Origin of the sequence: Pseudokordiimonas caeni (assembly GCF_026719705.1) — a bacterium.
In the GTDB taxonomy this organism is placed as follows: Bacteria; Pseudomonadota; Alphaproteobacteria; order Sphingomonadales; family Kordiimonadaceae; genus Gimibacter; species Gimibacter caeni.
In genome coordinates, this window is the sequence record NZ_JAPPRR010000001.1 from 847,622 (window position 1) to 870,134 (window position 22,513).

General features: G+C 60.3%; 19 protein-coding genes. 17 read left to right on the top strand and 2 right to left on the bottom strand.

Annotated elements, in window-relative coordinates:
* The first annotated feature begins 35 nt into the window (after positions 1-35).
* From dnaE to OU694_RS03915, 16 genes are all read left to right on the top strand, one after another.
* Positions 36-3,545, top strand: a complete 3,510-nt coding sequence (dnaE, locus tag OU694_RS03840) for a DNA polymerase III subunit alpha (protein ID WP_308909653.1) — start codon at positions 36-38, stop codon at positions 3,543-3,545.
* Positions 3,535-4,311 carry an NUDIX hydrolase gene (locus OU694_RS03845; protein WP_308909654.1) on the top strand — a complete coding sequence of 259 codons (777 nt, stop codon included), beginning with the start codon at positions 3,535-3,537 and terminating at the stop codon, positions 4,309-4,311. The genes dnaE and OU694_RS03845 overlap by 11 nt, the downstream gene beginning before the upstream one ends.
* Positions 4,312-4,484: 173 nt before the next feature.
* A complete protein-coding gene (rpsB, locus tag OU694_RS03850) occupies positions 4,485-5,252 on the top strand; it encodes a 30S ribosomal protein S2 (RefSeq protein ID WP_373460194.1) in 768 nt (255 codons plus the stop codon).
* Between the two features lie 97 nt (positions 5,253-5,349).
* Positions 5,350-6,276, top strand: coding sequence for a translation elongation factor Ts (gene tsf / locus OU694_RS03855; protein ID WP_308909655.1), 927 nt, complete (start codon positions 5,350-5,352; stop codon positions 6,274-6,276).
* A 188-nt stretch (positions 6,277-6,464) separates the two neighbouring features.
* Complete coding sequence (pyrH, locus tag OU694_RS03860) at positions 6,465-7,190, top strand: UMP kinase (protein WP_289501887.1); 726 nt, start codon at positions 6,465-6,467, stop codon at positions 7,188-7,190.
* A 3-nt stretch (positions 7,191-7,193) separates the two neighbouring features.
* The gene (gene frr, locus OU694_RS03865; protein ID WP_308909656.1) at positions 7,194-7,748 is read left to right on the top strand and encodes a ribosome recycling factor; all 555 of its coding nucleotides are present in this window, start codon (positions 7,194-7,196) and stop codon (positions 7,746-7,748) included.
* 5 nt (positions 7,749-7,753) lie between these two features.
* Positions 7,754-8,515: an isoprenyl transferase gene (locus OU694_RS03870; RefSeq protein ID WP_308909657.1), complete on the top strand. Its 762-nt coding sequence runs from the start codon at positions 7,754-7,756 to the stop codon at positions 8,513-8,515.
* Between the two features lie 16 nt (positions 8,516-8,531).
* On the top strand, positions 8,532-9,344 hold the full coding sequence (locus tag OU694_RS03875; protein WP_308909658.1) for a phosphatidate cytidylyltransferase: 813 nt from the start codon (positions 8,532-8,534) through the stop codon (positions 9,342-9,344).
* Between the two features lie 26 nt (positions 9,345-9,370).
* Positions 9,371-10,528, top strand: coding sequence for a 1-deoxy-D-xylulose-5-phosphate reductoisomerase (locus OU694_RS03880; RefSeq protein ID WP_308909659.1), 1,158 nt, complete (start codon positions 9,371-9,373; stop codon positions 10,526-10,528).
* An 18-nt stretch (positions 10,529-10,546) separates the two neighbouring features.
* Positions 10,547-11,659 carry an RIP metalloprotease RseP gene (rseP, locus tag OU694_RS03885; RefSeq protein WP_308909660.1) on the top strand — a complete coding sequence of 371 codons (1,113 nt, stop codon included), beginning with the start codon at positions 10,547-10,549 and terminating at the stop codon, positions 11,657-11,659.
* Between the two features lie 121 nt (positions 11,660-11,780).
* Complete coding sequence (bamA, locus tag OU694_RS03890; RefSeq protein ID WP_308909661.1) at positions 11,781-14,297, top strand: outer membrane protein assembly factor BamA; 2,517 nt, start codon at positions 11,781-11,783, stop codon at positions 14,295-14,297.
* 20 nt (positions 14,298-14,317) lie between these two features.
* Positions 14,318-14,905 (top strand): OmpH/Skp family outer membrane protein, encoded by a 588-nt coding sequence (locus OU694_RS03895; RefSeq protein ID WP_308909662.1) that lies wholly within the window; start codon positions 14,318-14,320, stop codon positions 14,903-14,905.
* Positions 14,906-15,056: 151 nt separating this feature from the next.
* Positions 15,057-17,093 carry a glycoside hydrolase family 97 protein gene (locus OU694_RS03900; RefSeq protein WP_308909663.1) on the top strand — a complete coding sequence of 679 codons (2,037 nt, stop codon included), beginning with the start codon at positions 15,057-15,059 and terminating at the stop codon, positions 17,091-17,093.
* A gap of 608 nt (positions 17,094-17,701) precedes the next feature.
* Positions 17,702-18,013, top strand: a complete 312-nt coding sequence (locus OU694_RS03905) for a hypothetical protein (protein ID WP_308909664.1) — start codon at positions 17,702-17,704, stop codon at positions 18,011-18,013.
* Between the two features lie 112 nt (positions 18,014-18,125).
* Positions 18,126-19,610 carry a SulP family inorganic anion transporter gene (locus OU694_RS03910; protein WP_308909665.1) on the top strand — a complete coding sequence of 495 codons (1,485 nt, stop codon included), beginning with the start codon at positions 18,126-18,128 and terminating at the stop codon, positions 19,608-19,610.
* 10 nt (positions 19,611-19,620) lie between these two features.
* Positions 19,621-20,472 carry a universal stress protein gene (locus OU694_RS03915; RefSeq protein ID WP_308909666.1) on the top strand — a complete coding sequence of 284 codons (852 nt, stop codon included), beginning with the start codon at positions 19,621-19,623 and terminating at the stop codon, positions 20,470-20,472.
* Here OU694_RS03915 and OU694_RS03920 read toward each other — a convergent pair whose 3' ends face one another.
* Positions 20,473-20,748 carry an Lrp/AsnC ligand binding domain-containing protein gene (locus OU694_RS03920; RefSeq protein WP_289501905.1) on the bottom strand — a complete coding sequence of 92 codons (276 nt, stop codon included), beginning with the start codon at positions 20,746-20,748 and terminating at the stop codon, positions 20,473-20,475.
* Positions 20,749-20,808: 60 nt separating this feature from the next.
* The gene (locus tag OU694_RS03925; protein WP_308909667.1) at positions 20,809-21,702 is read right to left on the bottom strand and encodes a LysR family transcriptional regulator; all 894 of its coding nucleotides are present in this window, start codon (positions 21,700-21,702) and stop codon (positions 20,809-20,811) included.
* A gap of 192 nt (positions 21,703-21,894) precedes the next feature.
* On the opposite strand from OU694_RS03925, the gene OU694_RS03930 reads away from it, so the two are divergent.
* A complete protein-coding gene (locus tag OU694_RS03930; RefSeq protein ID WP_308909668.1) occupies positions 21,895-22,389 on the top strand; it encodes a hypothetical protein in 495 nt (164 codons plus the stop codon).
* Positions 22,390-22,513 lie beyond the last annotated feature (124 nt).

Here is a 22,513-nt window from a genome sequence, read left to right on the forward strand (position 1 = left end):
ATGTTTCCCGCCACCGGTTCCGGAGTTGACCCCGTATGAGCCACGCCGGCTTTGTCCATCTGCGCGTCCATACCGCCTATTCGCTTTCTGAAGGCGCGATCCATATCAAGGATCTCGTCAAACAGTGCGTGGGGATGAACCTGCCGGCGGTGGCAGTGACAGATACGGACAACATGTTCGCCGCGCTCGAGTTTTCGACCTATGCGGCGGATGCGGGCGTGCAGCCGATCATCGGTGTGACGCTCAGCGTGAAAAACACCTTCAGAAAGGTCGAGGGCCGCGCCAAGAAGGCCCCGCCGCCCGATCATCTGGTACTGCTGGCACAATCGGATGCCGGGTACGCCAACCTGATGAAGATCGTCTCGAAGGCGCACCTTGAAAGCGACCCGCAGCTCGGCGTGCAATTGCCGCTTGATGCGCTGGAAGGCTTCACCGATGGCATCATCTGCCTTACGGGCGGTGTGGCTGGGCCGGTGGGCAGCCTCCTTGTCATGGGGCAGGGGATGGAGGCCGAAAGCTGCCTCCGCTATCTCGCCGGGATTTTCCCTGACCGGCTTTATGTGGAGCTGCAGCGTCACGACCTGCCGGAAGAGGACGCGACCGAAGAAGCCTTCATCGACATGGCCTACAAGCATGGCCTGCCGCTTGTGGCGACCAACCAGCCATACTTCACAAGTGCGAGCATGTATGAAGCGCATGACACGCTTCTCTGCATTGCGGATGGCACCTATGTCGCCGAGCAGAAACGCCGCCGCCTTAATCCCGATTATCGCTTCAAGACAGCGGAAGAGATGATTGATCTCTTTAAAGACCTGCCAGAAGCGATTGAAAATACGCTGCAAATTGCGAAGCGTTGCGCCTTCAAGGTCAACAAGATCAATCCGCTGTTGCCGAACTTCACGCGCGGCATGGATGTGTCCGAGGACGACATGCTGCGCAAGATGACCGAAGAAGGCCTGCGTGAGCGGCTGGATTTCAAGGCGCGCGAGGAAGAGCTGACGCCAGGCCAGGATCAGGACTGGGAAAAGCCCTATTGGGAGAGGATGGAGTTCGAGATTGGCATCATCGTCAAGATGGGCTTCCCGGGCTACTTCCTGATCGTGGCGGACTTTATCCAGTGGGCGAAAGACCACGATATCCCGGTGGGGCCGGGTCGTGGCTCGGGGGCAGGTTCGCTTGTCGCCTGGGCGCTGAAGATCACAGACCTTGACCCCCTGCGCTTCTCGCTGCTGTTCGAGCGCTTCCTGAATCCCGAACGCGTCTCGATGCCTGACTTCGATATCGACTTCTGCCAGGACAAGCGCGAACGCGTGATCCGTTATGTGCAGGAAAAATACGGGCACGACCATGTGGCCCAGATCATCACCTTCGGTAAATTGCAGGCCCGCGCTGTGGTGAAGGCCTGTGGGCGGGTGATGCAGCAGCCCTATCCGGTGACTGACCGGCTGTCGAAGCTGATCCCCAACGACCCCGGCAATGCGATGAGCCTCAAGGAGGCCATCGATGCCGAACCGCGCTTGCAGCGCGAGATCGACAGCGACGAACTGACCCGCGATGTGATGGACCGTGCCCTGAAGCTGGAAGGCCTTTACGCCCACTCGTCCACCCACGCCGCCGGTGTGGTGATCGGCGACCGGCCGCTTGACCAGCTGGTGCCCCTCTACCGCGATCCGAAATCGGATATGCCGGTGACCCAGTTCAACATGAAATGGGTGGAGCTGGCAGGCCTTGTGAAGTTTGACTTTCTCGGCCTGAAGACGCTGACGGTGATCGACCGCGCGGTCGACTATATCCGGCTACGCGGTATCGATCTTGATATGGCCGCCGTGCCGCTTGACGACAAGCCAACCTTTGACCTGCTGGCGGCGGGTGATGCCGGCGGGGTATTCCAGCTTGAAAGCTCCGGCATGCGCGCGGTGCTGAAGGGTCTCCGCCCTGATAAGTTCGAGGATATCATCGCTATCGTGGCGCTTTACCGCCCCGGCCCGATGGCCAATATCCCGACCTATGTGGACCGGAAGCACGGCCGGGAAGAGGTTCAGTATCCGCACCCGATCCTTGAGCAGATCCTGGGCGAGACCTACGGCGTCATCATCTATCAGGAACAGGTGATGCAGATCGCGCAGGTCATGTCCGGCTACAGCCTTGGCGAAGCCGACCTGTTGCGCCGCGCCATGGGCAAGAAAATCAAGGAGGAGATGGACAAGCAGCGGGACCGCTTCTGCGACGGCGCCGTCAAGAATGGAATCGATGCCGATACCGCCAGCCTGATCTTCGATCTTGTCGCCAAGTTCGCTGAATATGGCTTCAACAAATCGCACGCCGCTGCCTATGCGCTCGTTGCCTATCACACGGCTTACCTGAAGGCGAATTACCCGGTCGAGTTCATGGCAGCGATCATGACGCTTGACTTGAATAACACGGATAAACTCGCTGTTTTCAAACAGGAATTGCAGCGCAGCGATATCCCGCTTCTGCTGCCGGATATCAACAGGTCGGACGTCTTCTTCACGGTCGAGAAAACCGACCCTTACTGCGAAAAGGACGACGATCCGCGCTTCAATCAGGGCGTCCGCTATGCGCTTGCGGCCATCAAGGGCGTGGGTGAAAAGGCGGTGGAAACCATCGTTGCCGAACGCACGGCGAACGGCCCTTTCAAGGACCTGATGGACTTTGCCGAGCGGATCGATCCCAAATATCTGAACAAGCGCCAGCTCGAACAGTTGGCCGCTGCTGGTGCCTTCGATTGCCTGATCGAGGACAGGGCAACCGCGCATGCCTCAGCCGAGATCATCATGCGCACGGCCCAGATGCGGGCAGAGGAGCGCGGCTCCAATCAGGTGAGCCTGTTTGGCGATGCTACAAGCGTGGTGGACCGCCCGGTGCTGCCCATTGTGAAGCCGTGGACGGATACGGAAAAACTGGATGCCGAACGCAAGGCCGTCGGCTTCTATATCTCGGCGCATCCGCTGGACGCCTACCATAAAATCCTGGAGCGCGAACGCATGGTGCCAGCACGCGAGGTGTTTGCCGATTTTGGCCTCGTCGGGCAGACGATCCGCATGGCGGGGGCCATCCTTGGCTACCGCGAGGGCACGTCGAAAAAGACTGGCCGCAAGTTTGGCTCGCTGACCCTTTCCGACCAGACAGACGCATTCGAGCTGATGATCTTTGAAGACGATCTCGATACCGTCCGCGCGCTTGTCGATGAAGGGGCGCCGCTCGTGGTGACTGTGCAGGTCCGCAAACGAGATGATGAGGATACAGTTCGGCTTTCGAACCGCGGGATGGAAAGCCTCGAAGCGGTGGCTGCAACCTCCGACCGTGGCCTCTATGTGATCCTGAATGATGAAAGCGCGCTTGCTGGCACCAAGGCTTCGCTCGACCGCAAGGCCGGGGGCAGGGGGCGCGTGGTGCTGCGTATGCCGGTGGCTGCCGGGCGTCGCTATGTCGAGTTCAAGTTGCCGGGCCGCTACAAGGTGACGCCGGAACTGGTGCAGGCGATTGCCGCCGAAATCGGCGTGGAGGCCGTGAATGAAACCTGATGCCCCGATCGTGTCGGCCCGGCCTTCCGCCAGCATTCTCCTGATCCGCGATGGTCGCGCCGGGCTCGAGGTCCTGATGATGCAGCGGCCGCGGCATATGCGTTTCGCCCCCGGCGCACTTGTGTTCCCCGGCGGGGCGGTGGACGCGGCCGACATGCGAATTTCTTACTGGCGAACCCGGATCGACAGTTTCCGCACAGGCGCAGACCTGCCGAACCGCATCGCTGCCGCGCGCGAGCTTTTTGAGGAAACCGGCATCCTGCTGGCCGATGGCCCGGTGCCGCAGCGGCGGATCAATCACCGCCCGCTCGGGCAGGCGCTCGATCAGGCTGGTGTGCAGCTGGCGGTTTCCGAGATGGTCTTCTTTGCTCACTGGATAACGCCCGAGATGCTGCCCTTGCGCTTCGACACACGCTTCTACCTGGCACCCCTGCACCGGAACCAGCGGCTGGTGCGGAATATTGCGGAGGCTGACGACCTGTTGTGGCTGTCGCCCGCCAAGGTGCTCGCCGACTGGGACAGGGACGAGGCACCCCTGATGTTCCCGACCCGGCTCAATCTCATCAAGCTTGCCCGGGCGGGCTCGGTTTCCGAAGCGATTGCCATGGCGCGGCGCACGCCGGTTGTCTGCACGTTGCCGGTCCTCAAGCGCACGGCGGATGGCACGGTCGTTCGCATCAATCCTGAAACGGGATATGGGGTTGTGGAAGCCACGCCTCGTGAACTGCGTGTCGAATCCGGCACGCCCGCCCCGAAAAAGGCGTGAATCCTCAAAAATCGCTTGATCTATGGTGGCCGAGCGCCTAAGAGAGCCGCGACTTCACACGCGGGGTCTCAAGGCTCACCGGCTGATGCATGGCCGGGCGGCCGACCGGTGCAGGTCTGGAAACAGGCATGCGCAACCCCGCGGAGGCTTAACCGGTAAAGGAGACAGATACCATGGCCATGCCGCAAGTCGATATGCGCGCCCTTCTCGAAGCTGGCGTTCACTTTGGTCACCAGACCCACCGTTGGAACCCGCAAATGGCACCGTTTATTTTCGGTGACCGTAACGGCGTTCATATCATCGACCTTTCGCAAACCGTTCCTTACTTCACCCGCGCCCTGCAGGCGATCCGTGAAGTTGTTGCCAAGGGCGGCCGCGTTCTCTTCGTTGGTACCAAGCGTCAGGCTTCGCCGATCATCGCCGAAGCTGCCAAGCGTTGCGGCCAGTATTATGTGAACCACCGCTGGCTCGGTGGCATGCTCACCAACTGGCAGACCATTTCGCAGTCGATCAAGCGCCTGAAAGAGCTGACCGCTCTTCTGGATGCCGGCGGCGTTGGCCTCACCAAGAAAGAAGTCCTGACCCTGACCCGTCAGCGCGAAAAGCTTGAAGCTTCGCTCGGCGGCATCCAGGACATGGGCGGCCTGCCGGACATCATCATCGTTCTCGATGTGAACCGTGACGATCTCGCCATTGCCGAAGCCAACCGTCTTGGCATCCCGGTTGTTGGCGTCCTCGACACCAACTCGAAGCCGAAAGGCGTCGACTATCCGGTTCCGGGCAATGACGACGCGACCCGCGCCATCCAGCTTTACTGCGACCTCGTGGCTGAAGCCGTCCTCGACGGTATCCAGGCTGACCTGAGCGCACAAGGCGTTGACCTCGGCGCCGTTGCTGAAGCGCCTGCTGAAGAAGCTGCTGCTCCGGCTGAAGCTGAGTAATCAAGCTGTAACAGGGCTCCCGTACGGGTCTTCCCGTACGGGGCCTTTGGCCATTCAGTGGCCAACAACCCCTCTCACGCCCCCAAGGAGATTTCCGATGGCTGAAATTACCGCCGCAATCGTCAAGGAACTGCGCGAAAAAACCGGCGCCGGCATGATGGACTGTAAAAAAGCCCTCGCCGAAACCGATGGCAACCTCGAAGCTGCCGTTGACTGGCTGCGCACCAAGGGCCTCGCTGCTGCCGCCAAGAAAGCAAGCCGCGTTGCCGCTGAAGGCCTCGTTGCTGTGAAAACCGAAGGCACCCGCGCTGCTGTTGTCGAAGTGAACTCGGAAACCGACTTCGTTGCCCGCAACGACAAGTTCCAGAAGTTCGTGGCTGATGTCGCAGGTGTTGTTCTGTCGGTCGGTACCGATGTGGAAGCCATCAAGGCCGCCACGTATCCGGGCACCTCGAAAACCGTTGCTGATGTGCTGACCGATAACGTGGCCACCATCGGCGAGAACCAGTCGATCCGCCGCGCTGCCGTCGTGGAAGTACCGGAAGGCTATGTGGCTCACTATATCCACAACGCCGTTGCCGATGGTATGGGCAAGATCGCCGTTCTCGTCGGCCTCAAGTCGGCTGCCGGTGAAGAAGCCCTCGCTGGCCTTGGCAAGCAGCTTGCCATGCACATCGCGGCTGCGAACCCCGCTTCGCTGAACACCGCCGAGCTCGATCCCGAGCTTGTCGAGCGCGAGAAGCAGGTCCAGATCGAAAAGGCACGCGAATCCGGCAAGCCGGACGAGATCATCATGAAGATGATCGAAGGCCGCATGCGCAAATATTATGAAGAAGTCGTGCTCCTCGAGCAGGTCTTCGTCATGGACGGCGAATCCAAGGTCAAGGACGTGATTGCCAAGGCCGCCAAAGACGCCGGCACCGCGATCGAACTGACCGGCTATGTCCGCATGGAACTCGGTCAGGGCATCGAGAAGAAAGAAGAAGATTTCGCAGCAGAAGTGGCCGCTGTCGCCGGTCGCTAAGCGCTGATCTTCGAAGAAAGCCCGGCTGGACCTCCCGCCGGGCTTTTTTTGTGGGCCTGCCATGGCCTTGCCTCAAAAAAGGGGTAGGCCGCAGGCACCTGCTCGGTCTATATCATTCTGCGATGGTGCGTGACGGGCAGTCCCGATACACTGCCGCCGCTTCATCGCCAAAGGGGAGTTGATCTTTCATGTCGTCCGCAGAGCCAAGGTTCAAGCGTATCCTTCTCAAACTGTCCGGTGAGGCCCTTATGGGGAACGGCAGTTATGGCATCGACCCCGAAACGCTGGACCGCGTGACGCAGGAAATCAAACAGGCCCGCGATATCGGCACCGAAGTGTGCGTTGTTGTGGGAGCCGGTAATATCTTCCGCGGCCTCAAGGGGGCGGCCTCCGGGATCGACCGGGCCACTGCCGACTATATGGGCATGCTGGCGACGGTGATGAACGCACTGGCGCTGCAAAGTGCGCTTGAGCGTATCGGTGTGCATACCCGCGTGCAGTCGGCCATCCCGATGGCGAGTGTGTCGGAGCCCTATATCCGCCGCCGTGCCATCCGCCACCTTGAAAAGGGCCGCGTGGTGATTTTCGCGGCGGGGACCGGCAACCCCTTCTTCACCACCGACACGGCTGCAGCACTTCGCGCTGCCGAAATGAACTGCAACGCGCTTCTGAAGGGTACGCAGGTGGACGGTGTCTACAATGCCGACCCCAAGAAAGACCCTTCAGCCGTTCGCTACGAAACCCTCACCTACATGGATGTGTTGCGCCAGGACCTGAAGGTCATGGATGCCTCGGCCATATCCCTCAGCCGCGAAAACAACATCCCGATCGTCGTGTTCTCGATCCATTCCGAAAATGCGCTCGTGAACGTTCTGCAGGGCAAGGGAACCTGCACCATCGTCAGCGGAGAATGATCCATGAAAGAACAGATCAAGGAAATCGACCGGCGCATGAAAGGCGCGAATGACGCGCTGAAGCACGAATTTGCAGGCCTTCGTACCGGTCGCGCCAGCGCAAGCCTCTTGGAGCCCGTGGTGGTCGACCTTTATGGCTCGATGATGCCGATCAACCAGGTTGGCACGATTTCGGTGCCGGAAGCCCGCATGCTGACCGTACAGGTCTGGGACCGTTCGGCCGTATCGGCCGTTGAAAAAGCCATCCGCAACGCCGGCCTCGGCCTCAATCCGATGATCGACGGCCAGAATGTGCGCGTGCCGATCCCGGAACTGAACGAAGAGCGCCGCAAGGAGCTGCAGAAGGTTGCCGGCAAATATGCCGAACAGGCCCGCGTCGCTGTGCGCAACGTGCGCCGTGATGGCATGGACATGCTGAAGAAGGCCGAGAAAGACAAGGTCATCAGCGAGGACGAGCACAAGAAATACTCGGACGAGGTACAGCAGCTGACCGACCGTCACATCAAGGACATTGATCAGGCCCTTGCTCAGAAAGAGCAAGAGATCATGCAGGTATAAGCCGAGTGCCCGACGACAGGCATAATCCGGTAAGCGATCCGGCGCGGGAAGGGGGCTCCGGCCATCCGTCTGCGCCCACCCATGTTGCCATCATCATGGATGGCAACGGGCGCTGGGCCGCCGCGCGCGGCTTGCCGCGTGCCGCCGGGCACCGGAAGGGCGCCGATGCCGTCCGCGCCGCCGTCCGCGGTGCGGTTATTCAGGGCGTTCGCTACCTGACCCTTTATGCCTTTTCGTCGGAAAACTGGAACCGCCCGGCTGACGAGGTCATGGACCTTATGGGGCTTCTGCGGACCTATCTTTCCCGCGAGATCAAGTCTCTGCACAAGGAAGGGGTGCGCCTGCGCATCATCGGCCGCCGCGACCGGCTCGCTGCCGACATCAACAAGATGATCGACGACGCCGAGCACATGACCCGCGACAATGACCGGCTGACCCTCGTGATCGCGCTGAGCTATGGCTCGCGGGACGAGATTGTCAGGGCGGCCCGCGCGCTGGCCACGGCTGTGGTCGAAGGGCGGGAATCGCTTGAGAACCTCAATGAGGAACGCTTCGCGCTGGAGCTTTCCACCCACGACATTCCGGATCCAGACCTGATCATCCGCACAAGCGGCGAGCAGCGCCTGTCGAACTTCCTGTTATGGCAGGCGGCTTATTCCGAATTCCTGTTCATGGATATCTACTGGCCGGATTTTGACGAGAAAACCTTTGCCGAGGCCGTCAGCGCCTATCATGGCCGCGACCGCCGCTTCGGCGCGCGCCCCTGACGGAACGGGAGCAAGCATGCCGCTCGGCCTCAGTGACAATCTCTTCAAACGTATCGTTGCAGCGCTCGCGCTGCTGCCACCTGTTCTTGGTGCTGTGTGGGCTGGCGGCTTGTGGTTCGATTGCCTCCTGATCCTTGGGGCGGCGCTTATGGCGTTCGAATGGGCAGGGCTCACGCTTGGCGGCTCGAAGGTTGCCGGTGCGCTGGTCCTGTTGCCCGTTGCCATGCTTATCCTCTTTTCCACACCGGTTTTCGCGGCTGTTGAAGGCGTCGCCTTGCTCGCCGTTCTGGCGATTGGCGGATGGCTTCTCGCCACCAAGGGGCAGGGGGCAGCTGGCCGCATCGGCTGGTGGGCCGCCGGGATCGGCTATGTGGGGGCGCCCATCTTCGCGCTCGACCTGATCCGCAAGTTGCCGGAAGGCTTCCTGACCGTGATTTTCGTTTTCCTGCTCGTCTGGGCGACGGACGTGGGCGGTTATTTCTTCGGCAAGGGCATCGGCGGGCCGAAGCTCGCGCCTGTCATCAGCCCGAAGAAGACATGGGCGGGGCTTCTCGGCGGCATGCTGCTGGCCGGTGCCGTGGGTGCTGCCATTGCTGCGATCACTGCTTGGCATAGTCCGATGGAGCTTGGCCTGCTGGCCGCTGGCCTCGCGGTCGTCGCCCAGATCGGCGATCTGTTTGAAAGTGCCGTGAAACGCCGCTTCGGCGCCAAGGATTCGGGCAACCTCATCCCCGGCCACGGCGGCATCCTTGACCGGGTGGACGGAATCGTTTTCGCGGCACCTGCTGCGGCACTCTATTTCCATTGGGCGGCGTCGGGCATACAATGAGCCTTCCGTGCAGCTTTGAGGGGCCCATGAAGTCCATCACCATTCTTGGCGCAACCGGCTCGATCGGCCAAAGCACGCTTGATCTCCTGCGGCGCAACCCTGACCGTTTCAAGGTGGAAGCCCTGACGGCGCATTGCAGGGTGCAGGAACTGGCGGCCCTTGCGCGCGAGTTTAACGCTAGCGTCGCGGTGATCGGCCGGGAAGACCTGCTTGGTGAGCTCAAGGCTGCCCTTGCAGGGACGGACATCGAAGCAGCCGCAGGCGAGGGCGCAATCATTGAAGCTGCCAGCCGCCCGAGCGACATGGTGATGGCGGCTATCGTGGGCGCTGCCGGCCTTGCCCCCACCCTTGCCGCCGTACGGCGCGGGGCGACGGTGCTGCTTGCCAACAAGGAAGTGTTGGTCTGTGCCGGTGATCTGATGATGGCCGAGGTGCGTCGGTCTGGTGCCACGCTTTTGCCGGTTGATTCCGAACATAACGCCATCTTCCAGGTCTTTGATTTCAACGCGCCCGAGCGGATCGACCGTATTGTGCTGACGGCTTCGGGTGGCCCCTGCCGCCAGACGCCTGCGGAGCGCCTGCCCTTCATCACGCCGGCCGAGGCGGTGGCACACCCCAACTGGGATATGGGCGCCAAAATCTCGGTCGACAGCGCCACCATGATGAACAAGGGGCTGGAGGTCATTGAGGCCTTCCATCTGTTCCCGGTGAAGGCGAGCCAGATCGAGGTGCTGATCCACCCGCAATCGGTGATCCATTCGATGGTGCAATATGTGGACGGCTCGACGCTCGCGCAGCTCGGCTCGCCCGATATGCGCACGCCGATCGCCTATTGCCTCGCCTGGCCGGAGCGGATGACAGCCCCCGCCGAGCGGCTGGATCTTGGTCGTATCGGGGCGCTGACTTTCGAAGCACCCGATATGGAACGCTTCCGCTGTCTTGGGCTCGCACGCGCCGCCCTTGAGGCTGGCGGGGCCGCGCCGACGGTCCTGAATGCCGCCAACGAGATTGCCGTGGCAGCCTTCCTCGGGCACCGGCTTCGTTTCACCGATATCGCGGCACTGGTGGACGCAACCCTGTCGCTTGCAGACATGAAAGCGCCACAATCGCTGGAGACTGTATTCGCACTTGATGCAGAGGCCCGCCGCATTGCAGATGGCCTCATCATGAAGTTCGCCGCGTGACCGAAGGAATGGACGTCCATGGAAGCCACTGAAGCCCCCGGCATTCTGCTCACCATCATTGCATTCGTCTGCGGGTTCAGCGCGCTCGTCTTCATTCATGAATGGGGTCACTATATCGTCGCCCGCATCTTCGGGGTGAAGATCGAATCCTTCTCCATCGGTTTCGGGCGCGAGATCGTGGGCTTCACGGACAAGCGTGGAGTGCGCTGGAAGTTCGGCTGGCTGCCGCTTGGCGGTTATGTGAAATTCTTCGGCGACCGCTCGGGCGCCAGCAACGCCGCCGAAGGCCTTGAGGCGCTGCCGAGCGAAGAACAGGCCGCCTGTTTCCATTTCAAACCGGTATGGCAGCGCGCGCTTATTGTGTTCGCGGGGCCTGCCGTGAACCTGATTGCTGCAGCCCTTGTGTTTGCCGCCTTCTACTGGAGCTACGGCATTTATGTCTCCGATCCGGTGGTTGGCGAGGTCGTGGCGGAAGGCGCTGCTGCGAAGGCTGGTATCCAGAAGGGGGACCGCATCCTGACGGTGGACGGTGCGCCGGTTGAACGCTTTAACGACATCGCCCCAATCGTGCGCCTTTACCCCGGCCGCCGCGTGCCGATCACGCTGGAACGCGACGGCAAGGAAATGGCGGTGACCCCGGTTCTCGGGATCGACTATATCGAAGACCGCTTCGGCAACCGCTATCCGTTCGGTGTCCTTGGTGTGCAGTCGGGCGAGATGCATGTTTATGAGCCGTCCTTTTTCCCTGCCATCGGGGAGGGTGTCCGCCAGACGGGCTCTATGATCAAGACGATCTTCACGACCACCGGACAGATGCTTCTCGGCCTCCGGTCGCCGAAGGAACTGGGCGGGCCGCTGCGTATTGTCACCATGACAGGCGAGGCCGCGCAGAACGGGATCGAGAACCTTCTTTGGTTCCTCGCCATCATTTCGGTCAATCTCGGTGTGATCAACCTGCTGCCCATTCCGGTGCTGGATGGGGGGCATCTTTTCTACTATGCGATCGAGGCCATCAAGGGTTCGCCCCTGACCGCCAAGGCGCAGGAAGCAGGATTTGTGGCGGGCTTCGCCCTGATGCTGCTTTTTATGCTGTTCGTCACATTGAATGACTTGCAATCCATAGCGCTCTAGGCCACCTTCGGGCCCAAAGTGCCAAGACCATAAATTCAAGAATGGGCCGATAAAGTTGCAATCCAAGACTTTTCGTAATCTCTGCCACGCTTTGCCAGTGGTGATCGCGGGGGCCGCAGTCATGACGCCCCGGGTTCTTGCTCAAGATGCAGCCCAGATCGCGCAGCAGGTGCCGGTTATCCGCCAGATCAGCGTGATCGGCAGCGAGCGGGTGGAAGCTGAAACCGTTGCGTCTTACCTGACCGTGAAGACGGGTGACCGCTTCGAGGCCGGCAAGCTTGACGAAAGCCTCAAGAACCTTTTCGCAACCGGCCTGTTTTCGGATGTGGAACTTTCGCAGCAGAACGGCGTGCTGATCGTTCGGGTCGTTGAAAACCCGATCATCAACCGCATCGTGTTCGAGGGCAACAAGCGCCTCGATAACGACAAGCTGATCGAGGAAGTGCGCCTGCGCCCGCGTATGGTTTTTACCCGTGCCAAGGTGCGTTCCGACGTGCAGCGCATGATGGAACTGTATCGCCGCTCGGGTCGCTTCGCCGCAATCATCGAGCCCAAGGTGGTGCAGCTTGACCAGAACCGCGTCGACCTGATCTTCGAGGTTCAGGAAGGTCCGAAAACCAAGGTCAGCCGTGTCAATTTCATCGGCAACCACAAATATTCGGATGGCGACCTGCGCGACGTGATGGCCACCAAGGAAGCCCGCTGGTGGAAAATCTTCACCTCGAACGACACGTTCGATCCGGACCGCCTGGCCTATGACCAGCAGCAATTGCGCCAGCATTATCTGAATGAAGGCTATGCCGACTTCCGCGTTGCTTCGGCTGTGTCCGAACTGACACCGGACCGCGAAGACTTCTTCATCACCTTCACGCTGGAAGAGGGCGAGCTTTACCATTTTGGCAAGATCAATGTGGTCAGCGAAATTCGCGATGTGGATGCCCGCCTGTTCGAGGCGTTCCTCCTGATGCGCGAAGGCGATATCTATAGCGCCAAGCGGATCGAGGACACGATTGAGGCCCTGACGAATGCGGCCGGCCTTCTGGGCTACGCATTCGTCGATATCCAGCCGCAGGTGGACCGAGACCGCGAAGGCCGCATCATCAATATCACCTTCACGGTGAAGGATGCGCCGCGCGTGTATGTCGAACGCATCAATATCCACGGCAACGTCCGGACGCTCGACAAGGTGATCCGCCGCGAATTCCGCCTGCAGGAAGGCGATGCCTTCAACTCGGCGCTCGTGACGCGTTCGGAAAGCCGTCTTGACCGCCTTAGCTTCTTCCGTGAAGTCGAGGTCGAGAAGACGCAAGGCTCCGAGCCTGACCGCATGGTGCTGGACGTGAAGGTGGAAGAACAGGCAACGGGTGAATTGAACCTTGGCGCCGGTTTCTCGAGCCTTGAGAATTTCATTTTCGACTTCTCGATCCGCGAGCGCAACCTTGCGGGGCGTGGCCAGGACCTGAGCCTTGGCCTGCGTCTGTCGGGCTACACCCAGCAGGCGACCCTCAGCTTCACCGAGCCCTATTTCATGGGCCGCAACGTTGCGGCGGGCGGTGACCTTTTCATCACGCGGACCGAGCCCGGCATCTATAACACGGCCTACAGCTCGCTCTCGCGCGGCTTCTCGCTCCGTGCCGGGATGGCGATCAGCGAATTCTGGACCCTGTCGACCCGCTACACGCTGCGCTACGACACCGTGAAGCCGGTTGATTCCTATATCCAGAGCTATTTCGACTATTCGGTCTCGAGCCTGCAAACGCGGATCGAGAACGATGACGCGGCGGCCCCGATCCTTCTGGACCGGTATGACCTCAACCGCGACGGCAAGATCGACGCGACGGACTTCGACCTCAACGGCGACGGCGCGCTGTCGCAGGATGAACAGCTCGATGTCTTCCCGCAATATTACCGGGAAAGCTTCGGCAGTTACTGGCAATCGATCATCGGCTACACGGTCGGCTTCGATACCCGTAACAACCTGATCCGTCCGACGCGCGGTCACTCCTTCTACTTCAGCCAGGATTTCGCCGGCCTTGGCGGCAACGTCCGTTACCTGAAGACCCGTGTGAACTTCGACAACTACTGGACCCCGTGGGAAGGCTGGACCTTCCGGATCGGCGGCGAAAGCGGCTTTGTGGAAGGCATTGGCGAAAACGTCCGTTTCAGCGACAAATTCTATATCGGCGGCCCGCGTATCCGCGGCTTCGACGCCGGCGGTATCGGTCCGCGCCGCTTCGCGCAGGCGACCAACACCCGGTCGGAAGGCGGCACGGCCTATTATATTGGCCGCGGCGAGCTTTTCTTCCCGCTGGGCGACGCAGCGCTTGAAATGGGTATCAATGCCTCGGCCTTCGTCGATGTCGGCTCGCTGTGGCGCGGCCAGCTCGACGGCGAGAAATGCGGCTTCTCGCTGAAGGAATATAACGATTATATTGACTTGGGTGACCCCGACGTCGATTTCCCGTACAATCTTGATTGTATCGCGGGTGACTCGCCGTCGCCGCGTGTGGCCGTCGGTATCGGCTTCTCGTGGCAGTCGCCGTTCGGCCCGTTCCGTATCGATCTTGCCAAGACGCTTAGGAAGCAGCTTGGCGACCAAACCCAGACGCTCCAGTTCAACGTGGGCACAACCTTCTAAGAGAATACAGGATCCAACACATGGCTACCCTTCTTCGCAATATTAAACGCGCTGCCGCGGGCTTCATGGCCGTTGCATGCTTCAGCATTGCCGTCAGCGCCCAGATCCTGATCGTCGACGACGACCGCGTGGAGCGTGAGGCAGCGGCCTACAAGGATTTCAACCTGCAAACGACCGACCTGCGCAACGGCATCGTCCAGCGCCGTCAGTTCATCAGCCGCGGCGGCGTGCTGGAGCAGCAGCTGGCCGAGCTTGAAAAGCAGAAGTCGATCATCGGCAACGACAAGTACGAAGCTGAAAAGCAGAAGCTTGAAGGTGCCTTCGTGCAGGCCCAGCGCGAGCTGCAGGTTCTGGAATATAATTTCGACCGCCTGCGCCAGGAAGCCATGGTCCAGGTGGAGCGTGCCCGCCAGCCGGTGATCCGCAACCTTCTCTCTGCCCGCAAGGCGCAGGTTATCATGGTGAAGCGTCTGGTGCTTGGCTCGGCTGCCGGCACCGATGTGACCACCGAGTTCATCGAGCAGCTTGATGCCGAACTGCCGACCGTGCAGCTCAGCATGGGCGAGAAGGAAGGTGCAGCAGCACCTGCGCCCGAGAAGAAAAATTAACAAGCCCCGATAAAGGGTTTGGTCAAATGCCCCCGCGAGCAGCCCTCGCGGGGGTTTTTGTTTGTGCCCTGTTTCGTTTGACAGCGCTGTCAATTCGTCGGTACGCTGGCCGCCTGACCGCCGGACCGTTCCGGCGCAGGGAGGGAAAAACATGTTCAAAGCAATTGGCCTGGCGCTCGCCGGGCTTCTGTTCATTGCGACGTCTGCTGCGGCCGATGATGTTGCGGCGGTGGTGTCACCGTCTAACGTGCTGACGGTGGAGTTGAAGGCCGAAAAAGGCGTGCTCGAATACCGGGTCACGCGTTTCGGCGAACCGGTCGTCGACTGGTCGAAACTGGCCATCGCGCTCAAAGGTGCGCCGACACTCGGGGCAGGGGCGACCATCGCGAAAGCCGCAACCCGCAGCGAGGATGATACGTGGGACCTGCCGTGGGGCGAGCGTTCCCGCGTGCGCAATCATTTCAACGAGCTGAAGGCAACGGTTACCGACAAGGGCGGCCGCACCTTCGATGTGGTGTTCCGCGTGTATGACGATGGCCTCGGCTTCCGCTATGACGTGCCGAAGCAGGATGCGCTCACCGAAGCCCTGATCCGCGACGAGGAAACCGAGTTCCGCTTCGCCGAGCCCGCCACCACATGGTGGATCGAGGCACGCCTGCCGAACCGCTATGAATATATCTATAAAACAACGCCCGTTGAGGCCGTCACGATGGCGCACACGCCCATCACGATGCGCACGGAGGACGGGCTGCATATCAGCATCCATGAAGCCGCCCTTGTCGACTATTCCGGCATGTCGGTGCGCCGCACCAAGGGCCGTGCCTTCAAGGCGGACCTCGCGCCGTCCTCCGAAAAGGGCGTTCTGGTGCGCCGGGCCACGCCGTTCGTGACCCCGTGGCGCACGCTGACCATCTCTGATACTGCTGGTGGCCTTGTGGAAAGCGATCTGGTGCTGAACCTCAACGAACCCAACAAACTGGGGGATGTTTCATGGGTTGAGCCGGGCAAATATGTCGGCATCTGGTGGGGTATGCATCTGGGCGTGGAGAGCTGGGAATCCGGCCCGATCCACGGGGCGACCACCGAAAATACCATGAAATATATCGATTTCGCAGCCGAGAACGGCTTCAAGGGCGTACTCGTTGAAGGCTGGAACATCGGCTGGGACGGGGACTGGGTGCAGAATGGTGATCTCTTCGATTTCACCAAGGCTTACCCCGATTACGATATCGAAAAGCTTGCCGCCTATGCGCTTTCCAAAGGCGTGCGGCTGGTGGCGCATAACGAGACCTCGGGCAATATCGCCAATTATGAGGACCAGATGGCAGCGGCCTACGCAATGTACGAGCGCCTCGGCATCCGCCAGATCAAGACCGGCTATGTGGCCGACGCCGGCCATATCAAGGCGCGCGGCGCAGACGGCAAGATGCATCTGGAATATCATGACGGGCAGGTGACCCAGCGCCATCATATCAAGGTGCTGGAAGAAGCCGCAAAGCATCGCCTTTCGATCAACAGCCACGAGCCGGTGAAGGATACGGGCCTGCGGCGCACCTATCCGAACTGGATTTCGCGCGAGGGCGCCCGGGGGCAGGAATATAACGCCTGGGGCACCCCGCCGAACCCGCCCGAGCATGTGGCCGTGCTGCCCTTCACCCGGATGCTTTCCGGCCCCATGGACTATACGCCGGGGATTTTCGATCTCACCTTCAACTACGAGAAGACGAACGGCAACCGCCCGCAGTCCACGCTCGCGCAGCAGCTGGCCCATTATGTGGTGATCTACAGCCCGATCCAGATGGTGGCGGACCTGCCGGAAAATTATGGCAAGCACCCGCAAGCCTTCCGGTTCATCAAGGATGTGGTGACCGACTGGGACGAGACCAAGGTGCTGAATGCCGAGATCGGCGACTATGTGACCATCGTGCGCAAGGCCAAGGGCAGCGGCGAATGGTTCCTCGGCAGCCTGACGGACGAGGAAGGCCGGATGCTGAGCGTGCCGCTGTCGTTCCTCACCCCCGGCACCCGCTACCGCGCGGAAATCTACCGGGACGGCGAAAAGGCCCACTGGGACACCGCCCCCTATGATTTCGTGCGGGAAGAAAAAACAGTCACCAGCGCCGACACCCTGACCCTGCGCCTCGCCGCTGGCGGCGGCCAGGCCATCCGCTTCGTGCCCCTGTCGTAAGCAGACGCACGGCCTGAGCTAAAACACACCCGCTGCCGGGAAACTGGCGGCGGGTGTTTTTGTTTTGTGCTAGTGGTAATGCCTCGTGACAGCCCTTGCGTCACGGCAGTCTGCGAGTTTGAGACGGGCAGGTAAGCGGGATACTTCGATCAGGCAATGCGTTCCGGCAACCATGACTAAAATTCGACGCGAAGCGCTACCGGCGACATACAAGGGTATGCTCATTTTGTTGGAACGCATTGCAGCTAAAAGTGGTCTGCGTGTTAATATTCATTGGTGAAAATGATGAAAATAGTTAATCCGATCATTAGGCATTATTTAATGATTCCAGTTTTTCTTATATTATCTTACATAATTATGGTTACTTCTACAGAATACGCTAGGGAGTATTTTGTGTATATCGCGTTTTCTTGGATGGCAATTTCATATGCTGTTCTGAGGTATTCAGGCAGATGCCAGCATTGCGGCGCGCATATTCCTCAAGTCAAAATGGGTTATCCGGAGGAAAATTTTCCGCAGAAATGCTATAAATGTGGCAAAGGTTACAGCGAGGATGCGCAACCAAGTGAAGATTAGTACTCTTCATTAATACTCATAGAGTTCTTGCGATGATCAAATTCTATAGCTTTGTAATTCATGCCAGTTGGCCAAACAGGATTGGCAGTGCGGAGGCCAGCGGCGGCACATATCTCGGCGTGAATGGCCTTGTCTGCACTAAGCTGGTTCACGCGAATTCTTATGAAGCTGCGGTGGCGAAGGTTAAAAACGAAACGATGGCTATGTTGGAACGGGAATTCTCACGCTACGAAGGATACGTCCCTCCTGCGGTGGAACTGGATCAAGTCACCAGAATAGGCATGCTGCGATATCTGTTTCCTAGCGCAGCTACGAGGGGCTTCACCTTCTATAGTGAAGATTGAAATCCGGCGCTGGCTTTCACGTCATCACGACGAACTTCGCCCCTCAATCCTTGCCATCCTGCCCTGTTCCCGGTATCACGGGCCGCAAATTCCCGATTTGTAGGACAAGCCCATGCCTTTCCTGACTGCGCTGCGCCGTGAATGGCTGGCGAGCCCGCGTGCCGATTTTCTGGCGGGGCTTGTGGTGGCGCTCGCCCTTATCCCCGAAGCCATCGGCTTTTCGATCATCGCGGGCGTGGACCCGAAGGTGGGGCTTTACGCCTCCTTCTCCATCGCCGTCATCATCGCCTTCACGGGTGGCCGGCCGGGGATGATTTCGGCGGCAACCGCCGCGGTTGCGGTGCTTGTGGGGCCCCTGGTGCGCGATCACGGGGTCGAGTATCTCTTTGCCGCCACCATCCTGATGGGTATTTTCCAGATCATCGCGGGGTTCCTGCGGCTTGATCTGCTGATGCAGTTTGTGTCGCGCTCGGTCATCACCGGGTTTGTGAACGCGCTCGCCATCCTTATTTTCATGGCGCAGCTGCCGCAGCTGATTGGTGTCAGCTGGATCACCTATCCGCTGATCGCGCTGGCGCTTGCCATCATCTATCTGCTGCCGCGGCTGACCAAAGCCATTCCGTCGCCGCTGATTGCCATCATCACCCTGTCGGCCATCACCATGGGCTTCGGGATCGAGGTGAATACGGTGGGCGACATGGGGGAGCTGCCGTCTGCACTGCCTTTCTTCGCGCTCCCGGATGTGCCGCTGACGTTTGAAACACTTGCGATCATCGCGCCCTATTCGCTGACGATGGCGGCGGTGGGACTTCTGGAATCGCTCCTCACCGCGCAGATTGTGGATGATCTGACGGATACACAGAGCAACAAACGCCGCGAGTGCAAGGGGCAGGGCATTGCCAACTTCTTCACCGGTTTCATCGGTGGCATGGGGGGCTGCGCCATGATCGGCCAGTCGGTCATCAATGTGAAATCCGGGGGCTCGACCCGCCTCTCTGCGCTCACCGCCGGTGTGGTGCTCCTCATCCTCATCGTGGCACTCGGGCCATTGGTCAGCGATGTGCCGATGCCGGCGCTTGTGGCCGTGATGATCATGGTATCGATCGGCACTTTCAGCTGGCAATCGGTGAAGAACCTGAAGGTTCACCCTTGGCAATCGTCCGTCGTGATGGTCGCCACCGTCGTTACCGTTGTCGGCACGCACGACCTCGCCCGCGGGGTGCTTGTGGGTGTCCTTCTTTCCGGTGTCTTCTTCGCCAGCAAGGTACGGCGGCTGTTTGAGGTCACGTCCGTCGCGGAAGAGGGTGGCAATGGCCGCACCTATCAGGTCTCCGGGCAGGTGTTCTTTGCCTCGGTTGACCGGTTCGTCCGCGCCTTTGATTTCAAGGAAGTGCTGGACCATGTGACCATCGATGTCTCGGCGGCGCATTTCTGGGATATTTCGGCGGCGGATGCGCTGGATAAGGTCGTCCTCAAATTTCGCCGCGAGGGTACGAGGGTAGAAATCGTTGGCCTGAATGAAGCAAGCGCCACGCTCATTGACCGCTTCAGCGTGTTTGACAAGCCGGATGCCGACACGGCAGCATCGGGGCATTGAGGGGATAGTGATGACCAGAATTCTCGCCTGTATCGATGCATCCGTTTACGCCACCAGCGTAGCCGACCATGCCGCCTGGATGGCATCAAAGCTTGGTGCCCATGTGGAGCTGTTGCATGCCATCCAGCGCAAGGATGCGGTGGCAGCACGGCATGATCTCTCGGGCGCCGTGGGCCTTGGGGCCAAAAGCGCGCTTCTCGAGGAACTCGCCCGGATCGACGAGGCCGAAAGCCGCGCCGCGCAGGAAACCGGCCGTTCGCTCCTCGCGGCCGGCGAAAAGCATCTGAAGGACGCAGGGCTCACCGATATCAGCGTCACCCACCGCCACGGCGGGATCGTGGAAACGATCCTTGAGCGCGAAGAAGGGGCGGACTTTGTGGTGATCGGCAAGCGCGGCGCCTCGGCCGATTTCGCGGCTGGGCATCTTGGCAGCAAGATCGAACGGGTGGTGCGCGCCAGCGTGAAGCCGGTGCTCGTTGCCAATCGCGGTTTCCGCCCGATCCGCAGCGTGCTGATCGCCTATGATGGCGGCAAGAGTGCTGCAAAAGCGCTCGAGTTTGTGGCTTCCTCGCCCCTCTTTGACGGGACGGCCTTGCATGTTGTCTCCATCGGCGAAACCGCCGAGGTAGAAGCCAGGGCGAAGGCGGCGGCTGAAAAGCTGAAGGCGCGCCACGCCAGGGTGACGGCGGCGATGGTGCCGGGTCATGCCGCGAACGCGCTGGTGCGCTACCAGCAGGATAATGATTGCGGGCTGATTGTGATGGGCGCTTACGGCCACTCGCCGCTGCGCACCATGATCGTTGGCAGCACGACGACCGAGGTCATCCGCGCCTGCAAGGTGCCGGTCCTGCTGTTCCGCTGATCAGAGGGCGTCGCAGTCGCCTTCCACGCGGTCTTCGGTGAAGGCATTGAGGCCGATGATCGTGTAGGTATCCTTCACGCCCGGCACGGTTTGCACCTCGGTGCAGATGAAGCGGCCGATTTCCTGATCCGCTTCCAGCTGGAACTGGGCCAGAAGGTCATAATTGCCGGACGTGGAATAGCAGCTGCGCACTTCCGGCACTTCATCGGCCAGGAAGGCTGCCACGTCGTAGGTGCGGCCCAGTTCGCACTTGATCATCACGAATACGGTTTTCATTCGCCGCTCCTCAAATCGGTTCGGCCTTTCCTAGCGCATCGAAAGGCCGCTGTGAAGCATTCAGCAGCCATCGAAGGCACGGGCATTCTCCATCAGCATGTCGCCGATGAAATCATACATGGCCCGGATGCGGGCGCTGCGGCGCAGCTCGGCATGGGCCACAAGCCAGATATCCATCGAGGCCACTACATAATCGTCGAACAGGCGGATGAGGCTCGGGTCATCAGCCGCCGTGAGGCAGGATACGGCGCCGATGCCATATCCCTCGCGCACGGCGGTGGTAAGCGCTGCAAAACTGTTGGAACGGAAAGCCGCGTCGCGCGGGCCCGGCAAGGCGTGACGGATCTTGGCTTTGGAGGCCGCAAGGATTTCATCGTGCGGCAGGACCACGGCATGATCTCTCAGTTCCGACAGCCGCTCGGGCTTGCCGCGCCGGTCGATATAATCCTGACTGGCGTAATAGCCGTAGTTCATCGTCACCGTGCGCTTGGCGATCAGGTCACCCTGTGTCGGCTGGAACATGCGAAGGGCTATGTCGGCCTCGCGGCGCAGGAGGTCAGCCGCGCTGTTGGCCACGCTGATATCCACCGTGATGCTGGGGTAGAGGTCATGGAAGGGGCGGAGTTTCCGCACCAGCCAGTTGGAGCCTACAAGCTCGGCCGCCGATACCACCACACTGCCCTTCAGCGCATCGCCCTGGCCGGTGATCATGCGTTCGATTGCATAGATATCGTCCTGCATGTGGCGGGCGCGGTCGATGATACTTTCGGCGAGCGCGGTTACTTCGAGCCCGTTCCGGGTGCGCAGGAACAGCTCCACGCCCATGCCTTCCTCAAGCGCGATCAGGCGGCGTGACAGGGTCGGCTGGCTGACCCCCAGCTTGCGGGAAGCGGCGGAAAGGCTGCCGGCTTCAGCCATGGCAAGGAAATATTTCAGATCGTCCCAGTTGATCATCGGATGGCTCCGTCTTCACATATTCAATATCGAATACATTACATGCAATATTAGCTGAATGCCATACGCATTCGAATGATGTAGAAAACTCCTCAAGGCGGCATCAGACCGCATGCCCGAGAACGACAGCCAGCCTGGGGCATCCAGGCAAACCCGGCCCTGAAAGCAGGGCCAGCAGCGAGGAGTAGTAAGATGATCAAGTATGTGAACAAGAAGATGGCAAGTCTGGCCGGTGCGGCCGTGATCGTTGCCACGATGGGACTTGGTGGTGCCGCCAATGCGCAGACCTTCTATATGTATAACGATCCCAACCTGAAGGCCGGCATGGAAGCGCTCACCGAAGGAAACCTTGAAACGGCGTCCGACTATCTGGCCAAGGCGACCCGGTCGATCAATGGCGGTGAACGCCAGCAGATTGCCTACAGCAACCTCTGCGCGGTCGACCTTGCCCTTGGCAAGCTCGATAGTGCCAAGGACGCCTGCGACACGGCGATCCGCTTTGACAAACGCGACTGGCGGGCTTTCGTGAACCGCGGCCATCTCAATCGCCTCTCTGGCGAGACCGAAGCCGCGCTCGCCGATTACCGCCGCGCCGCGAAACTGAATCCGGAAAGCGAACTGACGGGCCGTGTGCTTGCCCGGATGGAAACTGCCATCCAGAACAAGCAGCTCGCCAGCAACGACTGACCGGCCGTGATGCCGGACACGTCTTCCCCGACCCCGGCATTTCTTCAGGCGGGTGGCAAGCTCCCTTTGCCACCCGCCACTTTATTGCCGATTGGCGGCGCCGCCCGGATTTGCTAGACTGGCC

Bases quoted from the DNA above. Each gene is read 5' to 3' on its own strand.
- frr (WP_308909656.1), top strand. From the start codon at position 7,194: ATGAAAGAACAGATCAAGGAAATCGACCGGCGCATGAAAGGCGCGAAT.
- OU694_RS03925 (WP_308909667.1), bottom strand. From the start codon at position 21,702: ATGATCAACTGGGACGATCTGAAATATTTCCTTGCCATGGCTGAAGCC.
- tsf (WP_308909655.1), top strand. From the start codon at position 5,350: ATGGCTGAAATTACCGCCGCAATCGTCAAGGAACTGCGCGAAAAAACC.
- OU694_RS03900 (WP_308909663.1), top strand. From the start codon at position 15,057: ATGTTCAAAGCAATTGGCCTGGCGCTCGCCGGGCTTCTGTTCATTGCG.
- dnaE (WP_308909653.1), top strand. From the start codon at position 36: ATGAGCCACGCCGGCTTTGTCCATCTGCGCGTCCATACCGCCTATTCG.
- bamA (WP_308909661.1), top strand. From the start codon at position 11,781: ATGACGCCCCGGGTTCTTGCTCAAGATGCAGCCCAGATCGCGCAGCAG.
- OU694_RS03880 (WP_308909659.1), top strand. From the start codon at position 9,371: ATGAAGTCCATCACCATTCTTGGCGCAACCGGCTCGATCGGCCAAAGC.
- rseP (WP_308909660.1), top strand. From the start codon at position 10,547: ATGGAAGCCACTGAAGCCCCCGGCATTCTGCTCACCATCATTGCATTC.
- OU694_RS03905 (WP_308909664.1), top strand. From the start codon at position 17,702: ATGATCAAATTCTATAGCTTTGTAATTCATGCCAGTTGGCCAAACAGG.
- rpsB (WP_373460194.1), top strand. From the start codon at position 4,485: ATGGCCATGCCGCAAGTCGATATGCGCGCCCTTCTCGAAGCTGGCGTT.
- OU694_RS03930 (WP_308909668.1), top strand. From the start codon at position 21,895: ATGATCAAGTATGTGAACAAGAAGATGGCAAGTCTGGCCGGTGCGGCC.
- pyrH (WP_289501887.1), top strand. From the start codon at position 6,465: ATGTCGTCCGCAGAGCCAAGGTTCAAGCGTATCCTTCTCAAACTGTCC.
- OU694_RS03915 (WP_308909666.1), top strand. From the start codon at position 19,621: ATGACCAGAATTCTCGCCTGTATCGATGCATCCGTTTACGCCACCAGC.
- OU694_RS03920 (WP_289501905.1), bottom strand. From the start codon at position 20,748: ATGAAAACCGTATTCGTGATGATCAAGTGCGAACTGGGCCGCACCTAC.
- OU694_RS03875 (WP_308909658.1), top strand. From the start codon at position 8,532: ATGCCGCTCGGCCTCAGTGACAATCTCTTCAAACGTATCGTTGCAGCG.
- OU694_RS03845 (WP_308909654.1), top strand. From the start codon at position 3,535: ATGAAACCTGATGCCCCGATCGTGTCGGCCCGGCCTTCCGCCAGCATT.
- OU694_RS03895 (WP_308909662.1), top strand. From the start codon at position 14,318: ATGGCTACCCTTCTTCGCAATATTAAACGCGCTGCCGCGGGCTTCATG.
- OU694_RS03910 (WP_308909665.1), top strand. From the start codon at position 18,126: ATGCCTTTCCTGACTGCGCTGCGCCGTGAATGGCTGGCGAGCCCGCGT.